This window comes from Microcystis sp. LE19-10.1B, from assembly GCF_027530565.1.
GTDB classification, from domain to species: Bacteria; Cyanobacteriota; Cyanobacteriia; order Cyanobacteriales; family Microcystaceae; genus Microcystis; species Microcystis aeruginosa.
Genome location: NZ_JAPZQM010000549.1, coordinates 1 through 12,525, shown reverse-complemented (window position 1 = coordinate 12,525; position 12,525 = coordinate 1). Strand labels below are relative to the sequence as shown.

General features: G+C 44.7%; 13 protein-coding genes. 9 read left to right on the top strand and 4 right to left on the bottom strand.

The annotated features are described in order from the left end of the window. Nucleotides 1-160 precede the first annotated feature (160 nt). The 4 genes from O9332_RS19980 to O9332_RS19965 all read right to left on the bottom strand — a co-directional run bounded on the left by O9332_RS19980 (nt 161) and on the right by O9332_RS19965 (nt 2,344). Nucleotides 161-442, bottom strand: a complete 282-nt coding sequence (locus tag O9332_RS19980; protein ID WP_287637242.1) for a type II toxin-antitoxin system RelE/ParE family toxin — start codon at nt 440-442, stop codon at nt 161-163. Nucleotides 443-588: 146 nt separating this feature from the next. Then, nucleotides 589-1,032 (bottom strand): type II toxin-antitoxin system YhaV family toxin, encoded by a 444-nt coding sequence (locus tag O9332_RS19975; RefSeq protein WP_288027073.1) that lies wholly within the window; start codon nt 1,030-1,032, stop codon nt 589-591. Beyond that, nucleotides 1,022-1,342, bottom strand: a complete 321-nt coding sequence (locus O9332_RS19970) for a hypothetical protein (RefSeq protein WP_288027071.1) — start codon at nt 1,340-1,342, stop codon at nt 1,022-1,024. The genes O9332_RS19975 and O9332_RS19970 overlap by 11 nt, the downstream gene beginning before the upstream one ends. A 429-nt stretch (nt 1,343-1,771) precedes the next feature. After that, the gene (locus tag O9332_RS19965; protein WP_288027069.1) at nt 1,772-2,344 is read right to left on the bottom strand and encodes a transposase; all 573 of its coding nucleotides are present in this window, start codon (nt 2,342-2,344) and stop codon (nt 1,772-1,774) included. Between the two features lie 468 nt (nt 2,345-2,812). Between O9332_RS19965 and O9332_RS19960 the strand changes: the two genes are divergently transcribed. The 9 genes from O9332_RS19960 (at nt 2,813) to O9332_RS19920 (ending at nt 12,346) form a co-directional block, all read left to right on the top strand. Further along, a complete protein-coding gene (locus O9332_RS19960) occupies nt 2,813-3,184 on the top strand; it encodes a coiled-coil domain-containing protein (protein WP_288027067.1) in 372 nt (123 codons plus the stop codon). Between the two features lie 12 nt (nt 3,185-3,196). Next, complete coding sequence (minC, locus tag O9332_RS19955; RefSeq protein ID WP_288027065.1) at nt 3,197-4,024, top strand: septum site-determining protein MinC; 828 nt, start codon at nt 3,197-3,199, stop codon at nt 4,022-4,024. Between the two features lie 243 nt (nt 4,025-4,267). Continuing rightward, nucleotides 4,268-5,068 carry a septum site-determining protein MinD gene (gene minD, locus O9332_RS19950; protein ID WP_002761677.1) on the top strand — a complete coding sequence of 267 codons (801 nt, stop codon included), beginning with the start codon at nt 4,268-4,270 and terminating at the stop codon, nt 5,066-5,068. Nucleotides 5,069-5,097: 29 nt separating this feature from the next. Next, on the top strand, nt 5,098-5,385 hold the full coding sequence (gene minE / locus O9332_RS19945; RefSeq protein WP_002761678.1) for a cell division topological specificity factor MinE: 288 nt from the start codon (nt 5,098-5,100) through the stop codon (nt 5,383-5,385). Beyond that, a complete protein-coding gene (locus O9332_RS19940) occupies nt 5,382-5,570 on the top strand; it encodes a hypothetical protein (protein WP_002761679.1) in 189 nt (62 codons plus the stop codon). The genes minE and O9332_RS19940 overlap by 4 nt, the downstream gene beginning before the upstream one ends. Nucleotides 5,571-5,975: 405 nt before the next feature. Beyond that, nucleotides 5,976-9,032 carry a phosphoenolpyruvate carboxylase gene (ppc, locus tag O9332_RS19935; RefSeq protein ID WP_288027062.1) on the top strand — a complete coding sequence of 1,019 codons (3,057 nt, stop codon included), beginning with the start codon at nt 5,976-5,978 and terminating at the stop codon, nt 9,030-9,032. A 520-nt stretch (nt 9,033-9,552) separates the two neighbouring features. Next, nucleotides 9,553-10,836: a serine hydroxymethyltransferase gene (glyA, locus tag O9332_RS19930; protein WP_002761683.1), complete on the top strand. Its 1,284-nt coding sequence runs from the start codon at nt 9,553-9,555 to the stop codon at nt 10,834-10,836. Nucleotides 10,837-10,914: 78 nt separating this feature from the next. Continuing rightward, on the top strand, nt 10,915-11,979 hold the full coding sequence (locus O9332_RS19925; protein WP_002761684.1) for a glycosyltransferase family 4 protein: 1,065 nt from the start codon (nt 10,915-10,917) through the stop codon (nt 11,977-11,979). Between the two features lie 67 nt (nt 11,980-12,046). Continuing rightward, a complete protein-coding gene (locus O9332_RS19920) occupies nt 12,047-12,346 on the top strand; it encodes a hypothetical protein (RefSeq protein ID WP_002761685.1) in 300 nt (99 codons plus the stop codon). Nucleotides 12,347-12,525 lie beyond the last annotated feature (179 nt).

Here is a 12,525-nt window from a genome sequence, read left to right as displayed (position 1 = left end):
TTCCTCGATAATTTCCTTGATTTGCTCTATTGGTACATTAAGATCTTCTGCCAAACGTTCTTGGCTAATTTCCATCGGTTTGAGAAATTCTTCTAACAGAATCTCACCAGGATGAATGGGGGCTAATAATTTTTTCTCAGTCATGATTATTGAGTAACAATTAATGATGATCGACTATTTCTACATTGTAGGCGTTGCCATTTTTCCAAATAAAACAGATCCGCCACTGATCGTTAATTCGGATACTATGCTGATTTTTTCTATCTCCTGAGAGTTTTTCCAACCGATTAGATGGAGGAATGTATAAATCCTGTAAAGTTTCGGCCGCGTCTAAAACTTCTAGCTTTCTCCGAGCATTTCGTTGAATATCTTGAGGTAATTTTCGTGAAAATTTACGTTTGAATACCTGCTCTGTCTCCTTAGATGCAAAACTCTTAATCATCAATAATTAGGAAAATGCACTACTATCATATCATCTTAGTGCGATCATCGATCTCATGCTAATGTTAGATCGCAATCTTTCTGTGGAGGCGCAGTTGAAAGTGTATCTGTGGGTTACGATCGCTTTTTCAACCACCTTATCACTAGCTAATCTTCTTGGCTATCAAGGATTAAAGCGTCAAGAGAACTGGGAAAATCACCTCGCTCAACCATTTTTGTGAAGGCTTTATAACAATCATTTTTATCCCCTTGTTTGCGAGGATAGCCTAGCCATAAAACAAAAATAGCTTTATACTCCTCGGTTTGTATAGCCCGAAAGAATAAGCGATAACGGTCAGGTAGTCCCATCTTTTTGACTCTTCCGTAATGCTTGAGCGCCCCAGTCAGAGCAAAATGGGGAGCAAAAGGGTCGAGAGGGATTTTTTCTTTAATGGCGACCATAATCGCCCTGTAGAGTTTGACTGTAGAATGAGTACGGTATGCTTCTGTTGGCAAGGTGTTTTTTAGTTTACGAACCTCAACTTGTAAATCGCGGCGTTGTTGCCCAAAAAGTCTTTTAATGAAGTAGATTCGCCAACCGTTAACTATCAAGTTCTACTCCTGTCATCAACTCTTCATCGACCGCTGCCATCGCTTCCGTATAAGCTTCTAACTCAGCATCAGGATTTAATAGGGCTTGCTTGGTCAGAAAATCTAAGAATAAACTCAGCATCAGTTCATCTTCCTCCTGTTCTAGAGATTGAGGCTGTAAGCGGACTAATAAGGTATCAGGGCTGATAACTTCAACAGCACCTTTAGCTTCTTTGAATTGGGGATTATCCTTAAAAAAACTGGCACTCAGACGGAAACCTGAAGCATTGCCTATTCTAGCCCAGGTTAGATTGTATTTTTTGTTACTCATGATTTTAGGCAAGGTTTACTACATATCATGTTATTACATAATTTAATAACATACAAGGTTGCCCAGCTTCTCAACCGCGTTTTAGCTCAACTTCCCCCATACATATATACTATAGGGGAGCGCGCCGAGAAAGCCATCGAGTAAAACTAGCGGATTTCGATTTAACAACGCGTAATGAAAAAAGTTCCGATTTTTGCCGTGGTGTACCGCAGCGTGAAACTTGCCGAAAACGTGTTCTGGAACATGGTAGAGAAACGTAGAAATTAAATCACCGAGTAGCAAGAGCGCTAGGGTGATCAGGATGGCTTTTAGTATAAGTAGTATCAAAATTTTCCCCTTAATTTTTCCGCTCGATCGTGTTTTGCAATTTACCATAAAAGAGAAAGTTAAATTTTTCTTTATGATTAAGTTAATTTTTAAAATCACGCCTTATGTGAGTTGCCCAAAGGGTTGAACAGGAGTCTGCTCAAAGGTGAGAACATCAATACCAAAACGCTGACGCAACAGTATCCGCAGGGTATGACTTGCCATTTTAGCGGCAACATGGACAGAAAGTCCCTCAACTTTCTTTCTGAGCAATCGCTCCAAGTTGCGTCCTGTATTCTGCACCTCATTGAAAACCCCCTCAATCCGTTCTCGAAAATGTTGAAGAAGTCGCTCAAAGACGGGAGAAGTTTGTTGATGTTGATTGACTCTCTTAGCTGCAGAGACTCGATTACCTGTGGTTCTTGATATCTCAGTCTGCCAATCAGTACCAATAAACCCCTTGTCGGCTAGGATATTGTTGCCTTGAATGAACTGCAATGCGGATTCTGCTGCGGGAGCGTTCGTCAGTATGAGCAGGGACGAGGGAATAAACCAAAAGGTCAACATTTCACTATCACTGAAACTAGGCTCAGGTCCAGGCAGCATGGGAGTCAAGCGATATCCCTGTTCTTGATACCAGTCATCCACCAGGACATAAATAATAGTCAAGAGGGTGGGAGCATCTATCCTATTCATGGGAGGCCTCATGCTTTGGAGTGATTACCTTTATCGTGACCCCTCCCTTTGATTTTACAAACCTCTCTATCTCACATCAGCCGCAATTCCTACGCTCTTCTGGGAGTCTGGCAAAAGTCTTACAGTCTCTAAACTCTAACTCTCTTATGGGGTAAGCCTTCAAGCTATCGCTAACTAACAGAAACCCGAAATTTGAGTTTTTATGAGAAAAAAAGTTAACGATTACTTGTCAACCAAGGGTTTCAGAATCTAGATTCGGTCAGGGATTTCCGAAAGTCCCAGAAGAGCGCTAATACCAAATTTCTAAATCCATTACAGACATCCACGCTCGAATGCTTGCCAAGCTTGCATTCGTTGTGACGCAAATAAAGAAAAATGGTATAATTCATAATTCCTAATTCCCACTGCTGCCGGCTGCTCAAGGTTCATAATTAAAGAAACATCTATACTGATAGCCAGTTAATTTTTATGAAAACTGTTGCCGATACGGACTTGAAAAGGCTAGAAGACTTAATTATCAACGGACAAAAAGCGATCGAGACTCGTTTCACGGCGATCGAGACTCGTTTCACGGCGATCGAGAATAGTATCGTCGAAATTAAGGCTGATATTGGCGAAATTAAAGCTAATATTAAGGAAATCAAGCAAGATGTTAAATCCCTAGAGATAGGACAGGCAAAATTAACCGAAAGAGTCGAAGGGATGGATAATCGCCTCAAAATAGTCGAAGGCAGTCAAAAAAATCAAATTTGGGCATTGATAACCATTTTAGGCGGTTCACTGATTACCGCTTCCGTCGGTTTGCTGATCGCTATTTTGCGCTTTGTCTTTTTTAAGTAAAAAATTATCTTTATGGATGAAACTAAAACCGAAATAAATCAAGAAATCGACTCAGAAACCGAAAAAATTGAGCCATCAGCCTCGGTAATGTCGAGATACGCCCAAATCCACCTAAAAAGCGAGGGTGAGAAATTGGTGCTAATTTTGCCCAAAACCGGCGCCGGGGAGACAAGTCAGGATTGGACAGATATCTTGACAGGATTAAAATATTATCTCCGTAATAGCGGCCAAAACTGCCCCGCTAGAACACCAGTACACCTAAGGGCCAACGATCGCCTGATGGATACGCGCCAACTACAAGCGATCGCCACAATTTTAGACAGTGCCGAATTACCCCTGCATACCATCCAAACCCAAAGAAGACAAACCGCAGTAGCAGCGGCAACCATGGGTTACAATGTCGAACAAATGCGCTCGAATCCGACGGTTTTCGGGGACGAGCAACCGCTGCCATCCCTCCTCGCCGAACCTTTGTACTTAAAAACCACCCTGCGATCGGGTGTAGAAATCCGTCACCCGGGTACAGTTATAGTCATGGGCGATATCAACCCCGGCGGCTCGATCGTCGCTGATGGCGATATATTAGTTTGGGGGAGTTTACGCGGTGTGGCCCATGCTGGATTCCGCGGCGATCGAGCAGCGGTAATTATGGCCCTGCGAATCGACTTAACTCAACTGAGGATCGCGGAATTAGTGGCACGGACCCCGGCTTTAAATAGCGATCGCATGGAACCAGAAATTGCCTGTATCAGCGAAGGAGGAATCCGCATCATTGGGGCTTATAATTTTTCCAGAACCTACACCTTTAAAGATCAAGTGGGATGGGTCGAAAAAAAGTGATCAGTCACCAGTAAACAGTGATCAGTGACCAGTGATCAGTGACCAGTGATCAGTAAACAGTGATCAGTAAACAGTGATTCAGTGACTGGTAAAAATAGCGATTAACTGCGTTGAAACGAAAAACTCTATAAAACTGATAACTGATAACTGATAACTGATAACTGATAACTGATAGCTGATAACTGATAACTGATAACTGATAGCTGATAACTGATAACTGATAACTGATAACTGATATAAATTATGGCTCGTGTAATTGTGGTGACATCGGGAAAGGGAGGAGTCGGTAAAACGACGGTAACGGCGAACTTAGGTTCAGCTTTATCTCAATTAGGCTGTCGAGTCGCCCTTGTCGATGCCGATTTCGGACTAAGAAATCTCGATTTATTGTTAGGATTAGAACAGCGTATCGTTTATACTGCCATCGATGTGGTGGCGGGAGATTGTAGTCTTGATAAAGCTTTAGTTAAGGATAAAAGACAGGAAAATCTGGTTCTATTACCGGCGGCACAAAACCGCACCAAAGAGGCAATTACTGCCGATCAAATGAAGGATTTAGTCGCCCAATTGTCAAAAAGTTACGACTATGTATTGATTGATTGCCCAGCAGGAATTGAAATGGGTTTTCGCAATGCGATCGCCGCCGCCCAGGAAGCGATCATAGTTACTACCCCAGAAATGTCGGCGGTGAGAGATGCCGATCGCGTGGTGGGATTACTAGAAAGCGAGGATATTAAGAGTATCCGTCTGATTGTCAACCGGCTGCGGCCAGAAATGATCCAACTTAACCAGATGATCAGCGTCGAGGACATTCTCGACTTATTGGTAATTCCCCTGTTGGGGATTATTCCCGACGATCAAAGAATTATTATTTCCACTAATAAAGGGGAACCATTAGTATTAGAGGAGAAGACCTCTCTCCCCTCCATGGCCTTTAGAAATATTGCCCAGCGTTTACAGGGTCGCGATGTGCCGTTTCTAGATTTAATGGCCGGTCAAGAAGGTTTTCTTACTCGTCTGCGTCGTCGCTTGTTTGGGCCTTAAACTCTCTCATCTCAACCCCTTAACCTACTATGAATGACCTGATCGATAAACTTCTAGCATGGCGCGGTTCGGGCAAAAGTGGCGACCAAGCTAAAAAACGCTTAAAACTTATTCTGGCCCATGATCGCGCCGATCTTAGTCCCGAAATTCTCAATATGATGCGTCAAGAAATCTTAGAAGTGGTCAGTCGTTATCTTGATATCGACACCGAGGAAACCGAGTTGATCCTAGAAAGTGACCAACGGACTACAGCCCTGATTGCTAATTTTCCGATTCGTCGCATCAAACGCCGTCCTTTAACCGAGAAATTGCCATGAAAACTCAACCGATCGAGCTTTGGCTTAGTCTAGCAGTTAGTCCCTTTCTTTTATCCTACTTAGGACTACGTTCTATTAATAATTGGTTGATAGAAGTCGGGAAAGACAGCGAGGAAATCTTTCGGGGCGATCGCTTGCCCCTTCTCAATATTCCCGATCAGTTACCGGTCAACAGTGACCAATAATCCAAGAAAAAAATCCTTTTGCCCCCTGAAAAGAGGCAACAATAGTGAAATTTTTGTTAAAAATCGGAAAAAATGTGATTATTTGGCATATAATCTCATTTTTGACCAACCCTAAAGAACTAAGCTAAGACGCATCTTAACCGCCTATCCTTAGATTAGCTGAATTTCCCCCAATCCCTTTACTATTGCCTCTTGCCTCTTGCCTCGTCTCAACAAGCAATTTAAATGCTTGACAGCTTAATCCCGATCTATCAGTGATCAGTTATTGGTTTGATAGAGTTTTTCATTTCAAGGCAGTTAATCCCTATTTTCACTGATTACTGATTACTGATTACTGATTACTGTTTACTGTTTACTGATTACTGATTACTGTTTACTGTTTACTGATTACTGATTACTGAAATTATGAGCGTCCTTGTCCCCTCAACCGAAACCGAACAGGATATTTTCAGCACTTCCAACCTGTTTCTGCAGCAAAGACTGAAATTAATCGAAGATTTATGGAAAGAAGTCTTAGTCTCCGAATGTGGTCAAGAATTAGTCGATTTACTGGAATTACTGCGCCATCTCTGTTCTGAGGAAGGACAAGTGACCGATGATAGTCCGGAAGCAATGATCGCCAAAATGATCGAAGACTTGGAACTAGGGGAAGCGATCAAAGTTACCCGCGCTTTTGCCCTCTATTTCCAGTTAATAAATATAATCGAACAACACTACGAACAAAGGGATCAGCAACTACTGCGACGGACGGTGATCGGGGAAGAAAACGAAAGTCCCAAGGCTGACCCAACGCAAAAAAGCATTTTAGCCACCATTGTCGGGGCCGATTGGCTAGAAAAAACCCTGAACGGGTCCGATCACTCCACCCCAAAATCGGGACTATTTCACTGGTTATTTCCCTATCTCAAACAGGTGAACGTCCCCCCCCAGGAAATCCAGCGTCTTCTCGATCAATTAGATATTCGTCTGGTTTTTACGGCCCACCCCACGGAAATTGTCCGTCATACCATTCGCATTAAACAGCGCCGCATCTCGGGCATTCTCGAAAAACTCGACCAAGCAGAAGAAATCTTTCGCAGTATGGGGTTAACTAACTCCAGAGAAGCACAAACAGTCACCAAACAGTTAAAAGAAGAAATACGTTTCTGGTGGCGAACAGATGAACTACATCAATTTAAACCCACTGTCGTCGATGAGGTGGATTATGCCCTGCACTACTTCGATGAAGTTCTCTTCGATTCCCTACCCCAGTTAACCCTGCGTCTGCAGCAAAGTCTAGAATCCTCCTTTCCCCGTTTACGAGCGCCGAAAAATAACTTCTGTCGCTTCGGTTCTTGGGTGGGGGGGGATCGGGATGGCAATCCCTCCGTTACCCCCGAAGTCACCTGGAAAACCTGCTGTTATCAGCGCAATCTCGTTATTAAAAAATATCTCGATGCTATTCGCGACCTGACCAGTATTTTAAGTGCCTCCCTGCACTGGTGTCACGTCTTGCCGGAGTTGCTGGACTCCCTGGACAGAGATAAGCAGCAAATGCCCGAAATCTATAGCCAGTTAGCAATCCGCTACCGTCAGGAACCCTATCGCCTCAAATTGGCCTTTATTCAAAAACGTCTGGAAAATACACGCGATCGCAATAATCGCCTCAATGATCCGGAAGAAGGACAGTTATTAACTAAACTCAACGAAACCAACATCTATCGCTCCGGTTCCGAGTTTTTAGCCGAATTACAGCTATTACAGCGCAGTCTCTTGCAAACTGGTCTTTCCTGTCAAGAACTCGATCGACTGATCGCCCAAGTGGAGATTTTTGGCTTTGTCCTGACTCAGTTAGATTTTCGGCAAGAATCCACCCGTCACGCCGAATGTATCGAAGAAATCGCCGCCTATCTCGGAGTTTTACCCAAACCCTACGGCCAATTAACCGAATCAGAAAAAATCGCCTGGTTAGTGGCGGAATTAAAAACCCGTCGCCCCTTAATTCCCCGGGAAATGCCCTTCTCGGAAAGAACCTGCGAAACCATTGAAACCCTGCGAGTTTTAAGAAGTCTGCAAGGGGAATTTGGTCTGGAAATCTGCCAAACCTACATTATCAGCATGACCAACGAGGCCAGCGATGTGCTAGAAGTGCTGTTATTAGCCCAAGAAGCCGGTTTATACGACCCCGCCACTAGCCGCAGTTCCCTCCGCATCGTTCCCCTCTTTGAAACCGTCGATGACCTCAAACACGCCCCCGGCATCATGCAGACTTTGTTTGAATTGCCCCTCTACCGGGCAGCCCTAGCCGGCGGTTACCACCATTTAGGGGCTTTAAACGGGGAGGAAGTGACCCCGGAACCGGCCATCCTCGAACCGGGTAATTTACAGGAGATTATGGTGGGTTACTCCGATAGTAATAAGGATTCCGGCTTTTTAAGCAGTAATTGGGAAATTCATAAGGCCCAGAAGGCTTTACAAAAAACCGCTAAACAATACGGCTTGGATCTACGTCTTTTTCATGGCCGGGGCGGTTCCGTCGGTCGGGGTGGTGGACCGGCCTACGCCGCTATCCTCGCCCAACCCCGGGGAACGATTAACGGTCGCATTAAAATCACCGAACAAGGCGAGGTTTTAGCCTCGAAATACTCTTTACCAGAATTGGCCTTGTATAACCTCGAAACGGCCGTAACGGCAGTCATACAGGCAAGTTTACTGGGCAGTGGTTTTGATGATCTCGAACCCTGGAATCGCATCATGGAGGAGTTGGCCACCCGTTCACGGCAAACCTATCGCAGTTTGATTTATGAAGAACCGGACTTTTTAGACTTCTTTCTGTCCGTAACTCCCATTCCTGAAATTAGTCTTTTACAGATTAGTTCCCGACCGGCGCGCCGGAAAAGTGGTCAACAGGATTTAACTACCCTGCGGGCAATTCCCTGGGTATTTAGTTGGACCCAAACCCGGTTTCTTTTACCTGCTTGGTATGGTTTAGGGACAGCTTTACAGATGTTTCTCGATGATTCTCCTAGCAGAAATTTGGAATTGTTACGCCATTTTTATCACAAGTGGCCTTTCTTCCAGATGGTGATTTCTAAGGCAGACATGACTCTATCGAAGGTGGACTTACAGATGGCCTATCACTACGTCAGTGAACTTTCTAAACAGGAAGATCGAGAACGTTTTGAACGTCTGTTTGCAAGGATCAAAGAGGAATATAATCGCACTAGCGAGATTGTTCTCCAGATCACCGGCGAGAAACATTTATTAGATAATGATCCGAGTTTACAGCGCTCGGTGCAGTTACGCAACGGTTCGATCGTTCCCCTCGGTTTCCTACAGGTGTCTCTCCTCAAGCGTTTACGTCAATACAATAGTCAAGCTCAATCCGGTGTGATTCATTTCCGCTATTCTAAAGAGGAGTTATTAAGGGGCGCTTTAATGACGATTAATGGTATTGCCGCAGGGATGAGAAATACCGGTTGATTACAGATAATTAATGGTAGTTTTCGGGTGGTTATCTTGAAGGTAATCCACCCTATTTTTAAAATTTGTCAACTTTTTGTAGAACTTCTACTAAGTTGTTATTTTTAAAGGGAAAATCACCGTTAAAATTGGGCATTACTTCTGATTTTATCACTCAATCCCAGCTTTTGGGGGGTTCTATTGGCTAATATTAAGTAGCTGGTTATAATTAAATTAAAAATGGATTTTAGGTTCGATCCCCCCTGCCCCCCTTGATAAGGGGGGTGCCGATCCCCCCTTAGTCCCCCCTTTAATCCCCCCTTAATAAGGGGGGCATCTGATAATTTTTAACGCCTACCTACTTACTATTACTTATTGACTAAAAATGAAGATTTTACTGCTAACAGTTGACAATTGATGAGCGACCCCGAAGAGAGGCAATTAAGCTCCCTGGTGTGTCGGAAGATTAGAGATTGTGCCAAAATGGAGAAAGTGACCCAAGGATTACAGGTAAATTGTTAAAAAAAAGGATCGAGTAACCGTGACTGATACCAACCTAGATATACTATCCCTGACGGATCCAGCGATCGCAGGGATTTTGCAAAAAGAACTGCAACGTCAAAGAGATCACCTAGAATTAATCGCTAGTGAAAACTTTACCTCCGCTGCCGTCATGGCCGCCCAGGGTTCGGTTTTAACCAACAAATACGCGGAAGGACTGCCCAAAAAACGCTACTATGGCGGTTGCGAATACATTGACGAAGCGGAACAATTAGCGATCGATCGGGTTAAACGACTATTTGGGGCAAACCACGCTAACGTACAACCCCACTCCGGCGCCCAAGCTAATTTCGCCGTTTTCCTGACCCTCTTGCAGCCCGGCGATACGATTATGGGTATGGATCTCTCCCACGGGGGTCATCTTACCCACGGTTCCCCCGTTAACGTTTCCGGAAAATGGTTCCGAGTAGTACAGTATGGAGTAAGTCCCGACAGCGAACGCCTTGACTACGATCTCATCCTTGACATCGCTCGCAAGGAAAAACCCAAACTAATTATCTGCGGTTATTCTGCCTACTCGCGCCGGATTGATTTCGAGAAATTCCGCGCCATCGCTGACGCAGTGGGGGCCTACCTGATGGCAGATATTGCCCATATTGCCGGTTTAGTGGCCACTGGTCATCATCCTAATCCCCTACCCCACTGTGATGTGGTCACTACCACCACTCACAAAACCCTGCGCGGTCCTAGGGGGGGGTTAATTATGACCAAAGACGAGGAATTAGGCAAAAAATTCGATAAATCCGTCTTCCCCGGTACCCAAGGCGGACCCCTAGAACACGTGATTGCGGCGAAAGCTGTGGCTTTTGGGGAGGCCCTGAAACCGGAGTTTAAAATCTATTCGGGCCAAGTAATCGCTAATGCCCAAGCTTTAGCCGGTCAGTTGAAGGCTAGAGGGATTAAAATTGTCACTGATGGTACGGATAATCACTTGATGTTACTCGATTTAAGATCCGTGGGCATGACCGGGAAAGAGGCCGATCGCTTAGTGAGTACCATTAATATTACCGCTAATAAAAACACTGTTCCCTTCGATCCCGAGTCTCCCTTTGTTACCAGTGGTCTGCGCTTGGGTTCCCCGGCTATGACCACCAGAGGACTAGGAGAAACGGAATTTATCGAGATTGGCAACATTATCGCCGATATTCTCCTTAATCCCGGTGATGAAGCCCTGAGAACTGCTTGCCGTCAACGGGTAGGGAAACTCTGTGAAAGCTTCCCCCTCTATCCCCATCTCCATATTTCCGTCCCCGCCTTGGCCTAAAACGAGAGATAATAAAAATTCATAATTGGCGATTGCCTGTCAGTTGCCAATTGTGAATTAAATCGCCCCCCAATTCCCATGTCTGGAGATTTATACTATCTAATTGCTTTTCTGATCGCCCATACCGTGGTACTTTGGAGTACCCCCCTCGTCAGAACCGTCGGACTGAAAAGCGGTTACGTCGATAAACCCAACGAAAGGAAGGTCCATGAAAAGCCTATGGTTCGACTGGGGGGAGTTTCGATTTTTGTCGGCGCTTTAACTGCCCTCCTGATCGTTTGGTGGTTGGGAGGGTTTGCAGGTTTAAACAGCGATCGAGAATGGGAAGTGTGGGGCGTAACCCTAGGCGGTTTGGGCTTTTTCCTCATCGGTCTAGCGGATGATCTTTTTAATCTTTCGCCGCTCAATCGTCTGGTAATGCAGTTTAGCGTCGCTTTTCTAGCTTGGCAAGCCGGGGTAAGGATCGATTTCCTCTCTATTCCCTTCGGCGATTTATTACAAATTCATTGGCTAAGTTTACCAGTTACTCTCCTCTGGTTAGTAGGGATGGCTAACGCAATTAACTGGATTGACGGTTTAGATGGATTAGCGGCGGGGGTTTCGGGTATATCTGCCGTGGTGATTTTGATTGTAACTTTGGTGATGGGACAACCGGCGGCCGCTATTATCGCCGCTGCTTTGGCGGGTGGGGCCCTGGGTTTTCTGCGTTACAATTTTAACCCCGCCCAAATTTTTATGGGGGATGGTGGGGCCTATTTTATGGGTTTTACCCTCGCGGGTGTGGCGGTGATTGGATTGGCTAAAACTACTGCTGTGACTACTGTTGCCGTTACCGCCGTCCTATTACCCTATCTCATCCTCGCGGTTCCTCTCCTCGATATGTCCACGGTGATTATTTCCCGTCTCAAACGCGGAAAATCCCCTTTTGTGGCTGATAAACGTCATTTACATCATCGTTTACTAAAAGCGGGTATCTCTCACCGTCTGACAGTATTATTTATCTACGCTCTAACTCTCTGGGTGGGCAGTTTAGCCCTCGGTTTCTCCAATGTTCCCAGTGGTTGGGGTTTTGCCTTTGGTGCAACTCTCCTCCTCGGTTACGTCGGTTGGCAAGTCTGGCGCAATCGTGGCAGTGAACCGTAAGCCATCTTAAACTAGAAAAAAGATTAATAATTAAGATAGCGGCAGGATAACTCTGGGAGTTTAGCAAATGTCTAACGAAACCGTAACTTATTCCCTTGAAACGGTCCTCAAGGAAATCAAAGACAGCATCAAGGAAGTCAACCACAAAGCTGATAGAATCGAGCAACGTCTGACAAAATTAGAAATCGGACAGGCAGAACTTAAAGGAGAAATTAAAGCTTTAGATGAGCGACTAAGCACAAAAATTGACGGATTGACCGCTAGAGTTGCCTATCAAGAGTTTACTAATCGAGGCATTTTGATCGCCCTTGTTGTTGCTATTTTAGGAGGAGCAGCTAAACTTTTTGGATTTATTGGCAACCCCTAGAAGTTGCCCTTAGCATCATAAATTTTTCCTATCTTATTTGGCTCTTCGGTAATTGTTATGCAATGGACGGGGGTTATAAGGGATGGAACCCTTATAGAGAAAGGCATTTAGCGATTTTTGTCAATTGTTTTTTATCTAGAGCGAACTAATCAATTAAGTCTCTTGCCAGATAAGGATTT

Bases quoted from the DNA above. Each gene is read 5' to 3' on its own strand.
- O9332_RS19965 (WP_288027069.1), bottom strand. From the start codon at position 2,344: ATGAATAGGATAGATGCTCCCACCCTCTTGACTATTATTTATGTCCTG.
- O9332_RS19920 (WP_002761685.1), top strand. From the start codon at position 12,047: ATGTCTAACGAAACCGTAACTTATTCCCTTGAAACGGTCCTCAAGGAA.
- O9332_RS19970 (WP_288027071.1), bottom strand. From the start codon at position 1,342: ATGAGTAACAAAAAATACAATCTAACCTGGGCTAGAATAGGCAATGCT.
- O9332_RS19940 (WP_002761679.1), top strand. From the start codon at position 5,382: ATGAAAACTCAACCGATCGAGCTTTGGCTTAGTCTAGCAGTTAGTCCC.
- minE (WP_002761678.1), top strand. From the start codon at position 5,098: ATGAATGACCTGATCGATAAACTTCTAGCATGGCGCGGTTCGGGCAAA.
- ppc (WP_288027062.1), top strand. From the start codon at position 5,976: ATGAGCGTCCTTGTCCCCTCAACCGAAACCGAACAGGATATTTTCAGC.
- O9332_RS19925 (WP_002761684.1), top strand. From the start codon at position 10,915: ATGTCTGGAGATTTATACTATCTAATTGCTTTTCTGATCGCCCATACC.
- O9332_RS19980 (WP_287637242.1), bottom strand. From the start codon at position 442: ATGATTAAGAGTTTTGCATCTAAGGAGACAGAGCAGGTATTCAAACGT.
- O9332_RS19960 (WP_288027067.1), top strand. From the start codon at position 2,813: ATGAAAACTGTTGCCGATACGGACTTGAAAAGGCTAGAAGACTTAATT.
- minC (WP_288027065.1), top strand. From the start codon at position 3,197: ATGGATGAAACTAAAACCGAAATAAATCAAGAAATCGACTCAGAAACC.
- minD (WP_002761677.1), top strand. From the start codon at position 4,268: ATGGCTCGTGTAATTGTGGTGACATCGGGAAAGGGAGGAGTCGGTAAA.